The following is a 19,053-nucleotide window of genomic DNA, read 5'->3' as shown; positions in this document are numbered from 1 at the left end:
GGGGGCCTCAGGCGATGTGCATCTCGGGAGTGGACAGGATCAGCGTCAGAGCGTCGAGGCGCATCCAGTTCTCGATCACGTCGGAGTCGAGGTGGGCGAGGATTCGCTGACGGCTCGCAGCTGACGGGACGATGCCGGTGTAGTCGACGAGTCGGGCGACGAGTTCGGTCGTGGGGATCGGCTCGATGTAGGGATGGCCGGGTCGCCAGAGTCCTTCGATCTCGGTCTTGGTCAAGCGTCTCGACGGGTCCGGGCCGAATTGGATGTACCCGTCGTCGCCGTCCCAGGTCGAGCCGGTCAGCTTCCAGACGACGGTGTCGACGAGGCTCTTGCGGGCACCCATCGCGCTCGCGTTGACCCAGTAGCCGTTGGGCCGCCAACCGCTGACGTTCGGCGGATTCAGCACCTCCTGTCCGGTGTGGCGCATCAACCAGTTGGGGACGTTGCCGATCGCATCGAGCCCCGTGGCGACCAGCAGCGCCACCATGTACTCGACCGGTTGGCGGACGAGACCGGTCCTGGTGGCCCCGGTGTAGAAGTCGTCGTGGACGAGCATCGCCCGCACCCACGGTCGGATGTCGAAACCGCTCGACACGAGCGCGGAGGTCATCGCTGATCGAACACCCGCAGGCACGGACCCGGTTGCCGCCTCGCCGAACTCCTGCCACAGCTTGAAGGTGAGGAACTCTGCGGCCACGTCTCTGCTCGGGCGGCTCACGTTCGGGCCGACCGGCACCGTGCCCGAGCCGAGCGGACCCGTCCCGAGGATCACCTCGATCGTCTCGAAGCCCGCTTCGTTCGCCGGTCGGGTGGCGTTGATCGTGCGGCCGAGGAACCGTTGCGGTGCCGACTCGTGCCGGGTGGCGTCGAAGACGTACGTGTCGGAGTCCCAGCGGGTCCGGGTGTGGCCGGTCCACGCCGCCGTCGACGCCTCGACGTCGGCCTCGGTGTAGTTGCCCACCCCGAGCAGGAACAGTTCCATCAGTTCGCGTGCGAAGTTCTGGTTGGGTGAGTCCTTGAAGTTCTGGTCGTTGTCGAGGTAGCGCAGCATCGCCGCCTGCGTCGATGCCGTGCGCATCAGTGCGCCGACGTTGCCCGAACTCGCCGCCGTCCCCAGCCCGCGTGATCGGAACAGATCGATCTGGGCGCGCATCGCGTCGTAGGAGTCGACCTTGGAGATCGACGACACGATGTGACCGTGCCAGAAGAACGCCATCCGCTCACCGAACGGGCGACGTGCCGTCGCCATCTGACCGACCCAGTGCTCGGCCACGCGCTGCCCTCGCTGCCATCCCTGGTCAGCCGGGATGCCGTCGTACGTCACGCTCGGCGGTGAGGCCGCGACGTCCATGATGTCGTCGACTGCGGCCTCGATGCTGCCCAGACCCAGCAGGGCCTGGACGCGCGCGGGTCGATCCACGAACTCGGTCCGGCGCAGCAGGTGACGGACGTTGGCTTCGTTCAGAGCTGGCACTCGTTCTCCCGGATCGCAGCACAGATGTGTACGAAGCTCATCGGCTCGTCACTGCACGAGGTTGAGCAACCTCTGTGTGTCGATGATCGTCATCGGATCGCAACACGAATGCGAGAATCATCGCGCGGCGCGTTCGAACCGACGCGGTGCGTGCACGGCCGGGTCGCCGTGGGACTCGAGTTCGACACGACGGGCGAAAACGACGAGATGCCGCCCGGGTGGGCGGCATCTCGGTGCATTCGATGGGAGCTCCCGGTTCGGAAGCCGAGGATCAGTCCTCCATCTGCGACGGGGCGCCTTCACGGCGTCCGTAGCGCTTGTTGAAGCGCTCGACGCGTCCACCGGAGTCGACCAGCTTCTGCTTGCCGGTGAAGAAGGGGTGGCACTCGTTGCAGAGTTCGACGGTGAGGTCGCCCTCGCGGGTCGACTTCGTGACGAACGTGTTCCCGCACGAGCACTTCACGGTCGTGTCGGTGTACGTGGGATGGATGTCGGTCTTCATGATGATTCCTCGGTTTCGATCTCGGGTGACGGCTGAACACTCGACCCCACTGGCTCGTGGTGTCGTTGAACGTCGTCGACGATCAGCGCCGGGTGACGCTATCTGGGTAGAACACGCTTGCGCCCGTCCTTGTTCCCACAGGCTCACGCCGATGCGCACGGACGTCGCACCGCGCAGGCGCCCGGCTACATGCCCGGTTGCTTGGCGATCTCGTTCAGGAACTCGCTGTTCGACTTGAAGGTCTTCAGTCGGTCCATCAGGAGTTCGAGGCCCGGTGCGGCGCTGCCTTCGGCGGCGAGGCCACTGAGCACGCGGCGCAGCTTCCACACCATCTGCAGTTCCTTGCGGTCGAACAGCAGCTCCTCGTGGCGGGTGGACGACGCGTCGACGTCGATCGCCGGGTAGATCCGCCGTTCGGCGATCTTGCGGTCGAGGCGCAACTCCATGTTGCCGGTGCCCTTGAACTCCTCGAAGATCGCTTCGTCCATCCGGCTGTTCGTGTCGACCAGTGCCGTGGCGAGGATCGTGAGCGAGCCACCCTCCTCGACGTTGCGTGCCGAGCCGAAGAACTTCTTCGGCGGGTAGAGCGCACCGGCGTCGATACCACCGGACAGGATCTTGCCGGTGGAGGGCGCCGACAGGTTGTAGGCACGACTGAGCCGGGTGATGCCGTCGAGCATGATCACGACGTCCTTGCCGGACTCGACCATGCGACGGGCCTTGGCGATCGTCATCTCGGCGACGGCGGCGTGCTCGTCGCTCGGGCGATCGAAGGTCGACGAGATGACTTCGCCCTTCACCGTGCGCCTGATGTCGGTGACCTCCTCGGGCCGCTCGTCGATCAACAGCACGATCAACTCGACCTCGGGGTTGTTCTTCTCGATCATCTTCGCGATGGTCTTCAGGATCGTGGTCTTGCCGGCCTTGGGAGGCGACACCAGGATCCCGCGCTGGCCCTTGCCGATCGGGCTGATCAGGTCGATGATCCGAGCCGTCATGTTCGACGGATCGGAGAGGTCCTCGAGTGTCAGCTTCTCGTCGGGGAACAGCGCGGTGAGGTTCTCGAAGTGCGGTCGGGACTTGGCCTTCTCGGGGTCACCGCCGTTGACCGTGTGCACGTCGAGCAACTGCGGGTTCTTCTCGTTGCCGCGCATCGGGCGCATCTTGCCGGCGATCTGGTCGCCCTTGCGGAGACCGAACTGGCGGGCGAGCTTGACCGGGACGTAGGCGTCCTCCTTGCCGGGGAGGTATCCGTTCGTGCGCAGGAAGCCGTATCCCTCGTTGCGCATGTCGAGGTAGCCGGTGACCTCGACGGGTTCGTTCGACTGGGGCTGACCGTCGTCGTCCAACAGGTCGACGTCATCGCCCTGGGGGCCTTCCTGACCGCGTCCGCCGCCCTTGCGACGCCGACGCCGACGCTTGTTCCCACCGTCGTCGTTGTTGTTGTTCGTGTTCCGGTTGCCGCCACCCTGACCGCTGTTGCCGCCCTGGGAGTTGCCACCGCCCTGGCCGTTGCCGTTCTGCTGGGAGCGGGCCTCCTGGTTGCCGCCTCCGCCCTGATCGGTGCGGTCGTCCTGACCGTCGCGGTTCTGACCGCCGTTCCGGTTCCGTCCCGACGCGTCGTTTCTCTGGCCGTCGTTGCGCTGGCCGTCACTTCTCTGCCCGTCGCTTCTCTGGCCGTCGTTGCGCTGGCCGTCACTTCTCTGGCCGTCACTTCTCTGGCCGTCACGGTTGCGGCGGCCGTTCTCGTCGCGACCGGACCCGCGCTCCGGCGCGCCGCTCGACTCGGAAGCGTCGGTGGATGTCGTCTCGGTGGACACACCCTGCTTGCGGAGTTCGATCTCCCAGTCGGCGAGGGGTTCGCCGTCGGGGCCGAGTTCGACCTCGGCGTCCGGCGCGCTCGACGTGGATGCCCCTGCGCTCTCGGCCGCTTGCTTCGAGCGCGGCTTGCTGAACCCGCGTGCACCGTCGGTCACCTGGATCCCCGACGACGGACGTGGCGCAGCGGAGGAGGGGGACGAAGAAGGAGGAGAGGATGGCGACGACGGCGTCCCGGCGCTGACCGCACCTGTCGGCGATGCCGCTTCGGACGACGGCGACGCGGAAGCCGTGTCGGTGGGGGTGGAAGCGGGTTCGGCGGGCCGGTCACGCTCGGCGGGCGAGTCGTCGACGCCGCCGGCGGCGTCGATGATCTTGTCGACCAGGTCGGCCTTCTTCAACTTCGAGACGCCCTTGACGCCGAGCGCCTTGGCGATCTGCAGAAGTTGGTCCTTGTCCTTGCTTTCCAGCGCGGACTGTTCGAGTGCCATTGCGGGCATCGTGTGCCTCTCTTTCACCGTCGGTGGAGATCGACCGGTGAGATCTGGGCTCAGAGGAAGGGGTCGCGGCGCATCGCAACGAGTACAAGGCGCCAGCCACGGATCCCCTGAGAGATTCGCACGCTTCGAGAGTTCGAGGTGCGGTTCGGCGAGAACCGAACGACACAGACGTTAGTTGGCAGCGTCAGCCGTTTGCAACATCAGCGCGCCGAGGCGGTCAGTGGGTCAGTCGCTCGACCAGCGCCTGGACCGCATGCAGATCGTTGGCGACGGTCTCGGTGCGCTCCTCGCGCTCGAACAGATCCGCCAGGTGATCGGGCAGTGGCGGCCGCTCGCCGGTCGCCTTCTCGACGGCGTCGGGGAACTTCGCCGGGTGTGCGGTGGCGAGGGTGATCATCGGGTTGGTGGGGCCACTCGGCCCACCGAACAACCTCGCCGCCGCAGTGGCGGTGGCGGTGTGCGGGTCGACGAGCATTCCCGTCTCGGCTCGCATCCGGGTGATCTCCGCGAGGGTGGCGTCGTCGTCGAACGCCGCTGCCTTGAAGGTTCCGTCGATGAATGCCGAGCGCTGATCCGGCTCCACGTCGAGGCGTCCGGTCGAACGGAACCGGGTGAGTTGCTCGTCGGTCATCCCGCCGTCACGGTCGTTCATCTCGAACAGCAGTCGCTCGAAGTTCGACGACACCGCGATGTCCATCGACGGGCTGAGGCTGGGCTCGACGGGACGGGAACTCATGTCGGAATCGTTGACGAAGCGGGTGAGGATGTCGTTGCGGTTCGACGCCAGCACGAAGTCCTGGATCGGGGCACCGATCTCCCGGGCGATCCATCCGGCGAGGACGTTGCCGAAGTTGCCGGTCGGCACCACGAACGTGGCCGGATCGGCGAAGGTCTCGGCGGCGACCACGTAGTAGACGGTCTGGGCCATCACCCTCGCCCAGTTGATCGAGTTGACCGCCGACAGATTGTTGCGCGTGCGGAAGTCGGCGTCGTTGAACATCGCCTTGACCAGGTCCTGGCAGTCGTCGAACGAGCCCTCGACCGCCACGGCGTGCGCGTTGGGCGCATCGACGGTGGTCATCTGCCTGCGTTGGACGTCGCTCGTGCGTCCGAGCGGATAGAGGATGACCATGTCGACCCGATCGCATCCGGACACGCCGTCGATCGCAGCCGAGCCCGTGTCGCCCGAGGTGGCCCCGACGATCGTGATGCGCTGATCGCGCTCGGCGAGAACGTGGTCGAACATCTTGCCGACCAGCTGCAGGGCGACGTCCTTGAACGCCAGGGTCGGTCCGTGGAACAACTCCTGCACCCACTGGTTCGCTCCGGTCTGCACGAGCGGCACGACGGCGGGGTGTCGGAACGTGGCGTACGCCTCGGTGCACAGGTGCGTCAGCGTGATCTCGTCGATGTCGGGCTCGACGAAGGGCAGCATCACCTCGACCGCTCGGTCGACGTAGCCCGCGCTCGTCGATCGGCGCGGCGCGAGCTGCGGCCAGGTGGCGGGAACGTAGAGGCCGCCGTCGTCGGCGAGGCCGGCGAGCAGCACCTCGGCGAAACCCAACTCGGGGGCCCTGCCGCGGGTGGAGACGTAGCGCATCGTCGCCTCAGTCCCCGATGACGCGGATCAGTCCGCCGACCTTGAGGACCACGTCGAGTTCGTTGAGTTCGCGGACGGTGGCCTGCACGTCCTTCTCCCGGGCCTCGTGCGTGATGAACACCAGCCGCGCATCGGGGCCGTTGCCCTCCTGCTCGGCAACCCGGATGCTCACGTCGTGGGCGGCGAACACGCCGGTCACCGCATGGAGGACGCCCGGGCGATCGGCGACGTCGAGGCCGAGCAGGTACTCGGCCGAGGTCTCGTCGATCGGGCGGATCGTCGCCTTGCCGAGTGCGCCGATCGATCCGTGCGTGCCGCTGCGCAGGTTCAGGGCCGCATCGATCACGTCGCCGAACACGGCGCTGGCGGTCGGTGCTCCCCCGGCGCCGCGTCCGTAGAACAGTGCCGAGTCGACGTAGTCGCCCTCGACGAAGATCGCGTTGAAGCTGTCGCGCACCGTGGCCAGCGGGTGGTGGTCGGGGACCATCGTCGGGTGGACGCGCACGCTCACCTCGTCGGTTCCGGGATCACGTTCGACGATCCCGAGCAACTTGACGACGTAGCCCAGACGACGTGCGATCGCGATCTCCGACGCCGTGATCTCGCTGATGCCCTGGTGGTACACGTCGCCGGCGACCACCTTCTTGCCGAATGCGACGGACGCGATGATCGCCGCCTTGGCGCCGGCGTCGAAGCCCTCCACGTCGGCGGTGGGGTCACGTTCGGCATACCCGAGGCTCTGTGCGTCCTTCAGCGCCGCACCGTAGTCGGCGTCGCCACCGGCGTCGACGGCGTCGGTCATCTTGGTGAGGATGTAGTTGGTGGTGCCGTTGATGATCCCGAGGATGCGGGTGATCGGCTCGCCGTACAGGCTCTCGCGCAACACGCGGATGAACGGGATCCCGGCGGCGACGGCCGCCTCGAACAGCAGATCACGCTCGGCCGCGTCGGCCGCTGCATAGAGCTCGGCGCCGACGTTGGCGAGCAGTTCCTTGTTCGCCGTGACGACCGGCTTGCCGTTGGCGAGAGCGGCGAGGATCAGCTCGCGTGCCGGTTCGATGCCGCCGATCGACTCGACCACGATGTCGATGTCGGGGTCCGTGACGACGCTCATGACGTCGCGGGTCAGGAGATCGTCGCCGACCTCGATGTCTCGGGGTGCCGACATGTTGCGAACGGCGACGCGGGTGACCTCGAGGCGGATGCCGGTGCGCTGTTCGACGGCGTCGGCACGGTTGCGCACGATGTCGATGAGTGCCGCGCCCACGTTTCCGCAGCCGAGAACACCGATGCGCACGGCGGTGTTCTGAGACGGGGAATCGTTCGCTTCGGTCACGTCGTCAGGCTACGGGATCGTTGCGTCCCCAATGGTGTCTCGGACGCACCCTGTTCGTGTGCTCCGGGGTCCGTCGTCTCCGAGCGTGGTCAGCTCACGTCGGGAACGACGAGACGCGTCCGCTCGCGGCACCCGGTCAGTTCCGTTCGCACCCTCGCGGGGAGGTCGGGGTCGGCGAGCGACACCGATGCGACACGGACCGTCCTGTCGGCGAGGTCGTTGCAGATCGCGATCGAGCGGGTGACCGCGTCGAAGCCCCCGTCGCCGCGTTCGCTGAAGTCGACGAAGGCGAGCAGTCCGTCAGCGGTGCGGGCGTCGGCGTACCGGCCCACCGACGGAGGACCCATCTCGGACACGAAGTTGCCCAGGCTCCACCACACGGGTGTGTCGTTGACGATCTCGAACGGCTGCACGACGTGGGGACCGTGCACGAAGACCGCGTCGACGTCGGCCATCGCCGTGAGCCGCTGGACGAGCGTTCGATCGGTCGGATCCGGTCCGGGCAGGAGCTCCTTGCCGACGTGGATGCTCACCACGACGACCTCGGCGCCGGCGGCTCGCACCGTCGCCACCCGCCGGGCGATCGGTTCGGGCGATCGCACGTGGTTCAACCGCCACGGATCGTTCGGCGGAACGGTGTTCGAGGAGGTGGTGACGGCCAGATGTGCGACACGGACACCGTCGACGAGCAGGATCCGGTCGACCGATTCCTCCCGGGACCGTGCCGACCCGGTCGTGGAGATCCCCTGCTCGTTCAAGCCCTGGATCGTCCAGGCGATGCCGTCGACACCGAGGTCGAAACTGTGGTTCGACGCAGTGGAACACCGGTCGAAACCGGCGCCCGCCAGGCCGGCCGCGATCTCGTGGGGAGCGAGGAGCAGGTTGCCGCCGAAGGGTGATCGCCCGGCGAATCCGGCGGCCTGGCCGGGGCGACCGACAGGGATCTCCATGTTGCAGATCGCGAGGTCGACACGTCGGACGATGTCGCCGACGGGCGCGAACATCGGGCCGAAGTCGAAGCGGACACCGGCGGCCAGGCCGGCGCGGGCTGCAGCCGCTCGGACGCGCGACTCGGGCAGAACGTCGCCTCCGGCGATGACGGTGAGCGACCGCAGCGGCGTGTCGACACGAACCGCACGCTCGCTGGTCGTGGCGCGCTCGTCCGCTGCGGCCGACCCGCCGACCGATGCCCCGAACCCGATGAGCGCGGTCACGGCGATCGGCATCGCGATCCGCCGACCGATCGATGCCGCCCGGCCGGTCACGCCCGCACGATGTCGTGATACCTGGCGACGTTGCCGACGACCTCGTCGAACCGGTCCCTCGCGAGGATCGCCCCTTCGCGCCGGACCTCGTCGGCGTCGATGGTCAGCAGTCGGTCGACCTTCGCCCAACTGTCGCGACGCCTGGGGTCCCACGCCCCGGTGCCGACCGGGACGTTCTCCCGGCGCCCCCGGTCCTTCGACGTCAGCGCCACGCCGGCGAAGCCGTCACCGGTCCGACCGATGATCACCACCGGCCGATCCTTGCCCTGATGCGGGTCCTCCTCGTAGGGCACCCAGGCCCACACGACCTCACCGGGGTCGGCGTCACCGTCCATCTCCGGCGTGTACTCGACGCGCACACCGTGCTCGACCGCACGCGTCGGCGGGGTCGGCCGCTTGGTCCTCCTGCCGGCCATCGGGTCGCGCTCCGCCTGCGCGGACTGGACCTGCTTGACGAGCTTGCGGATGGAGCCGACCAATGTCATCGCTCCAACCCTACGCAACCACGGTTGCCACGCTCAGATGCCAACCTCTGTTGTTCCGTCCGGGAGCGAACAACAGAGGTGGATCAGCCGAGGTCGGTGGCGAGGAGATCGTCGAAGGTCTCGCGCCGCACGACGGGGTGGGCGTCGCCCTCGGCACAGAACACGACGGGTGGTCGTGTGATCTTGTTGTAGTTGGAGCCCATCGACTGGCCGTAGGCGCCGGTGACCGGCATCGCGAGCAGGTCACCCACGACGATGTCGCTCGGGAGTGCCGCCTCGAACGAGAGCACGTCACCCGACTCGCAGTGCTTGCCGACCAGACGAGCCGACATCGCCCGCGGATCGTCGACGGCACGCGGCAGGAACGATTCGTAGCCCGAGCCGTACAGGACCGGACGGGGGTTGTCGCTCATGCCGCCGTCGACCGACACGTAGGTGCGCACGCCGGGGATGTGCTTGATGGTGCCCACGGTGTACACCGTCATCGCAGCTGCCGCGACGATCGAACGACCCGGCTCCACGCTGACCTTCGACCTCACTCCGATCGACTGGCAGGCGTCGAGCAGGACGTTGCCCCACTGGGTGATCGTCGGTGCCTCCTCCCCCGCGACGTACGCAACGCCGAGGCCACCGCCGAGGACGAGTTCGGGCAGGTCGAGGGGGATGGCGAAGTCGGCCATCACCTCGGCGGCCTTGGCGAACGACGACGCCTCGAACACGTTGGAGCCGATGTGGCAGTGCACGCCGACCAGCTGCATCGACGACGAGCGACGTGCGCGATCGACCGCTCGGTGCGCGTCGCCGTTCTCCAGGTTGAACCCGAACTTGGAGTCGTTCTGGCCGGTCGAGATGAACTCGTGCGTGTACGCACTGACGCCCGGGGTGATCCGCAGGACGACATCGGGCACGTCGCCCGCGCCTGCTGCGACGAGCGCGTCGATGCGGTCCATCTCGTCGAAGGAATCGACGATCACGTGCTTCACGCCTGCGGAGATCGCCATGCGCAACTCGGCGATCGACTTGTTGTTGCCGTGCAGCGTGCACGCCGACGCCGGAACCCCCGCCGACATCGCCACGTGCAGTTCACCGCCGGACGCGACGTCGAGCAGCATCCCCTCGTCGTACGCGAGCTTCGCCATCGCCCTGCACAGGAACGCCTTGGTCGCATAGATCACACGGTCGCGACCGAACGCCGCCACCGCCTCCCGGCACCGATCGCGCAGGTGCTGTTCGTCGTACACGAACACGGGCGTGCCGTACTCGGCCGCCACGTCGTCGATGCGGCACCCACCGACGGTGAGCATCCCGTCGTCGTCCACCGCCGTGTTGTCCGACAGGAGTCGACGGTCGAGGGTGCTCATCGTTCGCTCCGGCAAATCGTTGGCGGAACATGTGCATCGGAGCCCGCTCGACGGGCCGAGCCGCACAGATCTCGAGAGGGGCCCCGACCCATCGCGCAACGTGTGCGTTCGATCCCGCTCGGCGCGACCTGACGCACGAATTCGCCGGACGGGCCAGGCGCCGGGCGCAGGGCGCAACGCGAGCTCACATCTGCTCCGGAGCGTCGATGCCGAGCAGACCGAGCGCCCGTTCGAGCACGCGGGCCGTGAGGTCGGCGAGCGCGAGACGGCTGGACCGGACGGGCTCGTCGGACGACAGGATCGGACAGTGCTCGTAGAACGAACTGAACGCCGAGGCCAGGTCGTACACGTACGTGCACAGCTTGTGCGGCTGGTACTGATCCAGCATCGAGTCGATCGCCGTGGGGAAGGCGAGGACCGCCAGCGCGAGCGCCCGCTCCTGCGGCTCGACGACGGTGATGCCCATGCCGCGCACCGAATCGCGTGGCACGCCGGCCTTGGCGAAGACGCGGTTGATCCGAGCGTGTGCGTACTGGCAGTACGGACCGGTGTTGCCCTCGAAGGCGAGCATGCGGTCGAAGTCGAAGACGTAGTCCTTGACGCGGTCGGTCGACAGGTCGGCGTACTTGATCGCTCCGATGCCGACCATGTTCGCCACGCGTCGACGTTCGCCCGGATCGAGGTCGGCGTTCTTCTCGGCGATCGCGGAGTCGGCACGATCGATCGCTTCGTCGAGCAGGTCGACGAGCTTGACCGAATCCCCCGAACGACTCCGCAGCATCTTGCGGTCCTCGCCGAGCACGCTCCCGAACGCGACGTGCACGGCTTCGACGGGCGGTCGCAACCAGCCCGCCGCCGCACACACGGAGTACACCATCTGCAGGTGCTGCGCCTGCGGGCTGCCGATCACGTAGAGCATGAGGTCGGCGCCGAGTCGCTCGACGCGGTCGACCACGCATGCGAGGTCGCTGGTCGCGTACATGAACGCGCCGGTGCGTGACTTCACGATCATCGGCAGCGGGTCGCCGTCACGGTTCGTGAACCCGTCGACGTCGACGACCATGGCGCCATCGTCCTCGCGCACCAGATCCGACTCCTCGAGTCGGGCGTACACACCTTCCATCAGCGGCTGGTACTTCGACTCCCCCGCCAGGTCGTCGTCGGTCAGCAGAACTCCGAGCTTGGAGTACACCTGGTTGAAGTACGCAGCCGACATCTCGACGAGGCGGCGCCACAGCACCATCGTCTCGGGATCCTCCGACTGCAGCAGCACCACCCGGTCGCGCGCACGCGACTGGAACGCCGTGTCCTGCGTGAACTTCGCATTGGCCTGCTTGTAGAAGCCGTCGAGGTCGCCCTGACCGAGCCCGTGGGCGGCGACGTCCTCGCCCAGGTCGAGCAGGTGCTCGATCAGCATCCCGAACGGGCGACCCCAGTCGCCGATGTGGTTCTCGCGGATCACGGTGTGTCCGAGGAACCTGAAGGTGCGCACGAGTGAGTCGCCGATCACCGTCGAGCGCAGGTGACCGACGTGCATCTCCTTGGCCACGTTGGGCGCCGAGTAGTCGACGACGACCGTCTTGGACGGCGTCGCGACGGCGACTCCGACCCGGTCGTCGGTGGCGACCTCCGCGAGTTGCGACGCGAGGAATTCGTTCGTGAACGTGACGTTGACGAACCCGGGTCCGGCCACTTCGAGTTCACCGGCGACACCGTCGAGCACGCCCGATTCGACGATTCGCTGCGCGAGTTCACGAGGGTTCGCGCCGAGACGCTTCGCGAGCGGGAGTGCACCGTTGACCTGCGCGTCGGCACGTTCCGACGGACGCACCGTCGGATCGGCAGGAGCATCGGTCCCGGTGCCGGCCAGGTCGGCGAAGACCGGTTCGAGCAGCGTGTTGAGGGTGACGAGCGGGTCGGACATGCGGCGCCAAGTCTGCCCGAACGGCTGCGCAGATCGCATGATCGATTCCGCCGAGGTCCGGGCATCCGTCGGCGCCGATCCCCTTCGCTCGGCGGGCGGGAGGACCTCCGCAGCCGACCGGACCCGAATCGCGGTGCCGGAACACGTGCACCCGGTTGTAGATTCGGGCTCGCTACTGCCTTCGTAGCTCAGGGGATAGAGCACTGGTTTCCGGAACCAGGTGTCGCAGGTTCGAATCCTGCCGAGGGCGCCACCGCACGACGGCGATTCACCTCACGTGGACGGGACCACCCGATTCCACCCGATTCGAGGTGGTCACCCGTCCCGGGTCACACCACGCGTCAGCCGAGGCGTGCGACGGCGTCGCCGAGCAGACCGCTGGCGCCGAAGCGGAACGTGTCCGGCGTGGCCCACCCCTCGCCCAACCGGTCGTCGGCGAGCCCCAGGTACGCGAGTGCGTCGGCGACGGTGCGGACGCCTCCCGACGGTTTGATGCCGACACGTCCGCCGGTCTCGGCGATGACGTCGAGCATCGCGGCGACCGCGTCGGGTGTGGCACCCGTCGCGGTCTTGCCGGTCGAGGTCTTGACGAAGTCGGCGCCACCGTCGATCGCGAGTCGCGTCGCCGCGAGCACCGAGGCGACATCGGGGAGTTCGCCGGTCTCGAGGATCACCTTGAGCAGTGCAGCCGGTGTGTCGTGCACGCGTGAGGCCACCGCGTCGACCATCGCGCGGGCCCGTTCGACGTCACCGTCGAGGAACGCTCGCCACGGGAGCACCACGTCGATCTCTGCGGCGCCGTCGGCGAGCGCGGCGTCGACCTCCGAGACGACGTCGGCAACCGAGGCGGCCCCGGACGGGAAGTTCACGACCGTGGCGACCCGCACGCCCGAGCCCGCCAGCTCGTCTGCTGCGCGACGAATGAACTCGGGCCACAGGCACACGGCGGCGGTGTGATGTCGCCGCGCGTCGGCGAGCAACCCGTCGATGACGTCGGGACGGTGGGAATCGTCGAGATCGGTGAGGTCGATCAGCGAGATGACACGCTCGATCGCTGCGACGTCGGGTGACGACGGGTGGGGTGTGTCGGCGTCGGGCATCGCCCTCGATCGTAGTTGCGGTCGGGAGGCGGCGCAGTCCTGCCACCTACACTCGGCGCCGCGGAGGATCATGACGAACACCCACAGCAACGAGAGCCCCGCACGGAGGGCCACGATCGACGACGTCGCCGCGGGCGCCGGCGTGTCGGTGGCCACCGTCAGCCGGGCGCTGCGCAACCTTCCCAACGTCGCTGAATCGACCCGCCAGCGGGTGGCCGACGTGGCCGCCTCCCTCGCCTATCAGCCCGATCCGGCCGCCGCTCGGCTCGCCGCCGGGCGAACCGGAACGGTCACCGTCGCCGTTCCGTCGCTCAACGGGTGGTACTTCTCCACCGTCGTGGCGGGCGCCGAGACCGTCTGCGCCGACGCCGGCCTCGAGTTCCAGGTGATCGGGATCGCGACCCCTCAGCAGCGCGACCGACTGCTCGACGAACTGCAACGGATCGAACGGCGCACCGACGGGCTGATCCTGATCGACATCACCGTCACGGACGAACAGGCTGCGTCGCTCCAGCGGCGACGGGTCAGCCTGGCGACGGTCGGATCGCGCACGATCGGACACCCGTCGGTGGCCATCGACGACACACACGTGGGGCGGGTCGCGGCGGATCATCTCGTCGGACTCGGTCATCGTCGGATCGCGGTGATCGGCGGGGTCGCCGACGGGCCGATGAGCTTCGACGCGCCGATCGCGCGGCGTCGCGGTTTCGAGTCGGCGATCCACGCGCACGGCATCACCCTCGCCGAGGGGTCCTTCATGAACGGCCAGTTCAACGTCGCCGGCGGGTACGCGGCGATGACGGCGCTGATCGACTCGGCCGAGCGGCCGACCGCGGTGTTCGCGATGTCCGACGAGATGGCGTTCGGCGCGATCATGGCGCTGAACGAGCACGGTCTCGTGCCGGGCGACGACGTGTCCCTGATCGGCGTCGACGACCACGAGTTCGCCCAGGTCGTCCGCCTCACCACGATCCGCCAGCCCGTCGCCGACCACGGCTCGGCCGCCGCACGGCTGCTGATCGAGACGATGACGGCGCGGGATCGCAGCGACGCAGGCGTCCACCGGATCGACGCCGAGGTCGCGTCCCTGCAGCCCGAGGTGCATCTCGTCGAACGTTCGACGACCGGACCGCCGCCGCGGACCTGACGTGGCCGTTTCGCGTTCCACTTGACGCGCCCGTCCCGATATGTAAGCGTTTACATTCCGGACACGCTCCGGACATCAACCACATCATGGGGGAGGACCCAATGAGAAAGCACAGCATCAAGCTGGCTGCTGTTCCCGTTGCGCTGGCGCTGGTCGCCGGAGCATGCGGAAGCGACGGCACCGCAGATGACACCGACACGACCGACGCAGTCGCCGACGAGACGGACACCACCGATGCGGTGACCGACGACAGCGTTGCCGAGGACACCGAGACCACGGAGGCTCCGGCCGCCGAGGAGACCCCGCCGCCGCTCGAGATCGAGCGCACCGGCGACGAGATCGTCGTCACCGGACCCGAGCGTGACGACTCCGAGGCCGGCGCCATCCAGGAAGTCCTGGGCGCATGGGGCGAGGAGAACGGCGTCGAGGTCGTCTACCTCGGCGACGCCGCCTGGGAAACCAACATCAACACCCAGATCGCCGGCGGCAACCCGCCGGACGTGTCGATCTTCCCGCAGCCCGGCAAGCTCGCCGAGTTCGCACGAGCCGGTGACGTGAAGCCGCTCTCCGATGCGACGGCCGCAGCAACCGCCGAGAACTGGCCCGAGCAGTGGACCGTGTTCGGCAACGTCGACGACGTGCAGTACGGCGTTCCCGTCAAGGCCGACCTGAAGTCGCTCGTCTGGTACCAGCCGTCCGCCTTCGAGGCAGCCGGCTACACGGTGCCCGAGACGTTCGACGAGTTCACCGCACTCGTCACGCAGATCACCGAGGACGGCGGCCCCAAGGCGCTGTGTGTCGGCATCGAGTCGGGCCCGGCCACGGGCTGGACCTTCACCGACTGGACCGAGGACATGGTCCTGCGTCAGCACGGCCCCGACGTGTACGACCAGTGGGTCAGCCACGAGATCCCGTTCAACGATCCGCAGATCGTGGAGTCGATGCAGACCGTTCTCGACCTCTGGAACGAGGACACCGTCTTCGCCAGCTCGGGCACGATCGCCGCAACGGCGTTCCAGGACAACGGCCAGCCGCTGGTCGACGGACAGTGCTTCATGCACCGTCAGGCATCGTTCTACTCGGCGTTCATCCCCGAGGGCACCGCCTTCGCCGACGGTTCCGAGGGTGCGGTCGACGTGTTCTACTTCCCCGACATCAACGGCGATGCGCCGGTGTTGGGTGCAGGCACGCTCGCCGCGGCGTTCAACGACCGTCCCGAAGTCCAGGAACTCCTCACCTACATGTCCACGGCTGACTACGCCGAGGCTCGTCAGGTGGCGCAGCAGGAACTGAAGGGTGGCGGCACGGCGCTGTCGGGCTTCCTCTCCGCTGCGAACGGGCAGGACCCGAGCGTCTACCAGCCGCTCGAGCAGTCGTTCCTCGACATCCTGGCCGAGGCTCAGATCATCCGCTTCGACGCTTCCGACCTGATGCCGGCCGACGTCGGAGCCGGTGCATTCTGGACCGAGGGCACGTCTGCCGTCAACGGCGACCAGGACGCACAGGCTGCGGCCGACGCCATCGAGGCGGCCTGGCCGGCCTGAGCAACCGAATGAACGTGGCGCTCGCCTCCGGGTGACCCGTCACGTGAATCCTGCGGGGCACCGGCACACGTCGTGCCGGTGCCCCGTTCCGTTTTCCGTTCCGTTCGCACATCGATCGTGCGAGTGCTACACATGTCATCGGGACGGGTGACAACGAACACACCAGGAAGATCATCGAGGGAACGGCTCGCCGCCGTGATGAATGTGGGGAACGAATGACGCTGATCGATGCAACCGACGCGGAAGCGGACACGGCCTCGGCCACCTTCGCTGCGCCGCCCCCGGCCGAGCAGGAGCCACGCACACCTGCGTTCTACGTGCGACGCTCGCTGGGCGTGATCGCCGGAATCGGTGTGCTCTACCTCCTCGTCACGGAGGGCAAGGCTCGTTCCACCCTGGTGACCGTGGCAGTCGCCGTGGGCGGCAGCGCGGCCATCTGGATCGGTGCGAACCTGTTGTTCAACCAGGTGCGCGACAAGTGGCAGCGCTTCACGATGCTGCTGTACTTCTCGGTGACGTTGATCGTCACCACGCTGATCAGCGGGAACCGCGCGATCGGCAACGAGGCCGCCGACGACCCGATCGCGAAGGCGATCAACAAGTTCGTCAACGGCATCAGTTCGGGCACGCTCACATCCGACAGCCTGGTCCCGCGCTTCACGGCGATGATCTGGATCCCGCTCGTGCTGGCAGTCGCTGCGGGTGCGATCGGTCTGCTGCTCACTCGGACCGATGCCCTGGCGACGCGACTGGCCATCGGCGCCGGCGGCCTGGGCCTCGTCGGCGTGGCCGCCGGAGCCTTCTGGAACTTCAACGCCCGCCCCGAGGTCGACGCCGTGGGACTCGTCGCGTGGACGGCACTCGCAGCGGGCATCGGCGCCGGCATCGGTTTCCTGCGATCGTCCGACCCGATGCGACCGATGCTCCTCGGCGCGGCGATCGGCTGGGTCATCGGCGCATTCGGTGCCCCCGACATCGGTGGAGGCCCGTCCGGCTGGACCATCGTCGCCGTCGCCGTCCCGCCGGCGCTCATCGGTGTACGCGCCGCACTCAACGGGAACCTGGCGCTGCGTGAACGCGGTGCGATCGACATCAACTCCCGCAAGTGGATCTTCCTCGCACCCGCCGTGTTGTTCGCAGGCGGCATGCTCGTCGTCCCGGCGATCTCCACGATCTGGTTGTCGCTCAAGAACCGCAGCGGAGACGACTTCATCCGCAACGAGAGCGGCGATGCCGACCTGTTCGCGAACTACCGCAACATCTTCGACGACCCGAACTCGTGGAACCCGCCCGACGGTCTGTCGTTCCAGTTGGTCGGCCTCGGTCAGGGCGCGAGTTGGATCCTGCTGGCCGTCCTCACCGTCGTCGCCGGGTTCGTCGGAGGCTTTGTGCGCCGCCGCTCCGCGGGCGACGACGAGGCACCGCCCGTGTTCTCGCCCGGGTACGCAGTGACCACCTTCTTCGGCATCCTGGCGGTCGGCGCGATCGTGGAACGGTTGCTGCCGTCGTCGATCGAGCAGGTCGTCGGTTTCAACCTGTTCGCACTCCCGACGGGCACGAGTCGCTTGATGATCATCGGGTTGATCGTCCTCGCCGTGTTCGTCGGCGTCGGCCTCCTGCAGAAGTCTCGGACCGGCAAGGTGGTCGAACTCGGCAGCCCGAGCATGGGGCCACTCATCGTCGGCGGGCTGCTCGTCATGCTCGCCGTGGTCACCACCTTCCGTGGCACGATCATGAACAACCTGTGGTGGGTGATCGTGGTCACCCTGTTCTCCACGGGACTCGGACTGGCGATCGCGGTGCTGGCCGACGGCGTGCGTTTCGAGCAGGTCGCCAAGTCGATCATCTTCATGCCGATGGCGATCTCACTCGTCGGCGCCTCGGTGATCTGGCGGTTCATGTACGTCGCCCGGGACTCTTCGACGGAACAGACCGGCGTGCTCAACTCGCTGTGGGTGGCGCTGGGCCGAGTGTCCACCGGACGCGAGGTGGCATCGGTCGCGCTCGTCATCATCGGCGGACTGCTCGGCGTGGCACTGCTCAACAAGTTGGCCCGCAAGCGCTCGAATACCATCGGCATGGTCGGAGGTGCCGGCGTCGTCGTCGCCGTGACCGGTATCGTCGCCGCGTTGATCTGGCTGTTCGCCGGCACCACGAACACGAGCACCACGCACTTCGTCGTCTCGATCGTCCTGGTCGCCCTCGCGGTCATCGCCGCAGTGGCGATCTTCGTCCTCGCCGTGATGAAGGACGCAATCGGCATGGTCGCCGGGGCGGTCTACGCCGTGGTGCTCGCTGCGGTGCTGTACGGCTTCGCGTCCGTCTGGGGTGGATCGCTCACCGGCTTCACGCAGAAGGTGATCGTCGGCGTCGCCGTCGGGGCGATCCTGCTCGCACTGCTCGCGATGACCGCTCAGCGACTCACCACGCAGAACTTCGGTGGTGCCGTGCTCCCGCTGATCCTCGCCGCCCTCATCGGCTGGTTCCTCCTCCGCTACCTCGCCGTGTGGGGCGGCGGCGTCGGTGGTCAGTCGATCAACACCGTCGGCAACCTCCGCGACAGTCCGATCAACTTCGTGCAGGAATCCCCGTGGAACTCGATGTTCCTGATGGTCGTGCTGATCTGGATCCAGACCGGGTTCGCGATGGTCATCCTGTCGGCGGCGATCAAGGCGGTACCGACCGAATTGATCGAAGCCGCCAAGGTCGACGGCGCCACCGACTCCCAGGTCTTCTGGCGGGTCACGCTGCCGCAGATCGCCCCCACCATCGGCGTGGTGGTCACCACGATCATCGTCCTCGTGATGAAGGTGTTCGACATCGTGAACGTCATGACGAACGGCAACTTCGAGACCCAGGTGCTGGCGAACGACATGTTCTTCCAGGCCTTCCAGAGCCAGAACCAGGGACAGGGGGCGGCTCTCGCAATCCTGATCTTCGTGTCGGTGCTCCCGATCATGGTCTTCAACATCCGCAAGATGCAGCAGGAGAACTGAG

General features: G+C 67.5%; 13 protein-coding genes and 1 tRNA gene. 4 read left to right on the top strand and 10 right to left on the bottom strand.

Going from position 1 to position 19,053, the window contains the following annotated elements:
- Positions 1-7: 7 nt before the first annotated feature.
- The 9 genes from ABJK40_RS02535 to argS all read right to left on the bottom strand — a co-directional run bounded on the left by ABJK40_RS02535 (position 8) and on the right by argS (position 12,265).
- Positions 8-1,474, bottom strand: coding sequence for a DUF1800 family protein (locus ABJK40_RS02535; RefSeq protein ID WP_348480710.1), 1,467 nt, complete (start codon positions 1,472-1,474; stop codon positions 8-10).
- A 271-nt stretch (positions 1,475-1,745) separates the two neighbouring features.
- On the bottom strand, positions 1,746-1,976 hold the full coding sequence (gene rpmE, locus ABJK40_RS02530) for a 50S ribosomal protein L31 (RefSeq protein ID WP_348480711.1): 231 nt from the start codon (positions 1,974-1,976) through the stop codon (positions 1,746-1,748).
- Positions 1,977-2,161: 185 nt separating this feature from the next.
- A complete protein-coding gene (rho, locus tag ABJK40_RS02525) occupies positions 2,162-4,285 on the bottom strand; it encodes a transcription termination factor Rho (RefSeq protein ID WP_348480712.1) in 2,124 nt (707 codons plus the stop codon).
- A 226-nt stretch (positions 4,286-4,511) separates the two neighbouring features.
- Positions 4,512-5,894, bottom strand: coding sequence for a threonine synthase (gene thrC, locus ABJK40_RS02520; RefSeq protein ID WP_348480713.1), 1,383 nt, complete (start codon positions 5,892-5,894; stop codon positions 4,512-4,514).
- Positions 5,895-5,901: 7 nt separating this feature from the next.
- Entirely contained in the window at positions 5,902-7,230 is a 1,329-nt protein-coding gene (locus ABJK40_RS02515; protein WP_348480714.1) for a homoserine dehydrogenase, read from the bottom strand.
- A gap of 89 nt (positions 7,231-7,319) precedes the next feature.
- The gene (locus tag ABJK40_RS02510) at positions 7,320-8,495 is read right to left on the bottom strand and encodes a CapA family protein (protein WP_348480715.1); all 1,176 of its coding nucleotides are present in this window, start codon (positions 8,493-8,495) and stop codon (positions 7,320-7,322) included.
- The gene (locus ABJK40_RS02505; RefSeq protein WP_348480716.1) at positions 8,492-8,980 is read right to left on the bottom strand and encodes a type II toxin-antitoxin system PemK/MazF family toxin; all 489 of its coding nucleotides are present in this window, start codon (positions 8,978-8,980) and stop codon (positions 8,492-8,494) included. Before ABJK40_RS02505 ends, ABJK40_RS02510 begins: the two co-directional genes overlap by 4 nt.
- A gap of 83 nt (positions 8,981-9,063) precedes the next feature.
- Positions 9,064-10,341, bottom strand: coding sequence for a diaminopimelate decarboxylase (gene lysA / locus ABJK40_RS02500; RefSeq protein WP_348480717.1), 1,278 nt, complete (start codon positions 10,339-10,341; stop codon positions 9,064-9,066).
- Between the two features lie 184 nt (positions 10,342-10,525).
- Positions 10,526-12,265 carry an arginine--tRNA ligase gene (argS, locus tag ABJK40_RS02495; protein WP_348480718.1) on the bottom strand — a complete coding sequence of 580 codons (1,740 nt, stop codon included), beginning with the start codon at positions 12,263-12,265 and terminating at the stop codon, positions 10,526-10,528.
- 177 nt (positions 12,266-12,442) lie between these two features.
- Here argS and ABJK40_RS02490 point away from each other — a divergent pair.
- Positions 12,443-12,518, top strand: a tRNA-Arg gene (locus ABJK40_RS02490).
- Between the two features lie 88 nt (positions 12,519-12,606).
- On the opposite strand, the gene deoC is transcribed toward ABJK40_RS02490, so the two are convergent.
- Entirely contained in the window at positions 12,607-13,365 is a 759-nt protein-coding gene (gene deoC, locus ABJK40_RS02485) for a deoxyribose-phosphate aldolase (protein ID WP_348480719.1), read from the bottom strand.
- Between the two features lie 70 nt (positions 13,366-13,435).
- Here deoC and ABJK40_RS02480 point away from each other — a divergent pair, with 70 nt between their 5' ends.
- The 3 genes from ABJK40_RS02480 to ABJK40_RS02470 all read left to right on the top strand — a co-directional run bounded on the left by ABJK40_RS02480 (position 13,436) and on the right by ABJK40_RS02470 (position 19,052).
- Positions 13,436-14,512, top strand: a complete 1,077-nt coding sequence (locus ABJK40_RS02480) for a LacI family DNA-binding transcriptional regulator (RefSeq protein WP_348480720.1) — start codon at positions 13,436-13,438, stop codon at positions 14,510-14,512.
- Between the two features lie 86 nt (positions 14,513-14,598).
- The gene (locus ABJK40_RS02475; protein ID WP_348510132.1) at positions 14,599-16,056 is read left to right on the top strand and encodes an ABC transporter substrate-binding protein; all 1,458 of its coding nucleotides are present in this window, start codon (positions 14,599-14,601) and stop codon (positions 16,054-16,056) included.
- Between the two features lie 215 nt (positions 16,057-16,271).
- Positions 16,272-19,052 carry an ABC transporter permease subunit gene (locus tag ABJK40_RS02470; protein ID WP_348480722.1) on the top strand — a complete coding sequence of 927 codons (2,781 nt, stop codon included), beginning with the start codon at positions 16,272-16,274 and terminating at the stop codon, positions 19,050-19,052.
- Position 19,053: the final 1 nt, after the last annotated feature.

Source organism: Ilumatobacter sp. (assembly GCF_039969435.1).
Taxonomy (GTDB): Bacteria; Actinomycetota; Acidimicrobiia; order Acidimicrobiales; family Ilumatobacteraceae; genus Ilumatobacter_A.
Note: the sequence above shows the minus strand (reverse complement) of the source record. Positions and strands in the feature narration are given on the sequence as shown.

What these genes read in the sequence shown, in the direction of transcription:
- ABJK40_RS02480 (WP_348480720.1), top strand. Translation starts at nt 13,436, where the DNA reads ATGACGAACACCCACAGCAACGAGAGCCCCGCACGGAGGGCCACGATC.
- deoC (WP_348480719.1), bottom strand. Translation starts at nt 13,365, where the DNA reads ATGCCCGACGCCGACACACCCCACCCGTCGTCACCCGACGTCGCAGCG.
- lysA (WP_348480717.1), bottom strand. Translation starts at nt 10,341, where the DNA reads ATGAGCACCCTCGACCGTCGACTCCTGTCGGACAACACGGCGGTGGAC.
- ABJK40_RS02470 (WP_348480722.1), top strand. Translation starts at nt 16,272, where the DNA reads ATGACGCTGATCGATGCAACCGACGCGGAAGCGGACACGGCCTCGGCC.
- argS (WP_348480718.1), bottom strand. Translation starts at nt 12,265, where the DNA reads ATGTCCGACCCGCTCGTCACCCTCAACACGCTGCTCGAACCGGTCTTC.
- ABJK40_RS02475 (WP_348510132.1), top strand. Translation starts at nt 14,599, where the DNA reads ATGGGGGAGGACCCAATGAGAAAGCACAGCATCAAGCTGGCTGCTGTT.
- thrC (WP_348480713.1), bottom strand. Translation starts at nt 5,894, where the DNA reads ATGCGCTACGTCTCCACCCGCGGCAGGGCCCCCGAGTTGGGTTTCGCC.
- rho (WP_348480712.1), bottom strand. Translation starts at nt 4,285, where the DNA reads ATGGCACTCGAACAGTCCGCGCTGGAAAGCAAGGACAAGGACCAACTT.
- rpmE (WP_348480711.1), bottom strand. Translation starts at nt 1,976, where the DNA reads ATGAAGACCGACATCCATCCCACGTACACCGACACGACCGTGAAGTGC.
- ABJK40_RS02505 (WP_348480716.1), bottom strand. Translation starts at nt 8,980, where the DNA reads ATGACATTGGTCGGCTCCATCCGCAAGCTCGTCAAGCAGGTCCAGTCC.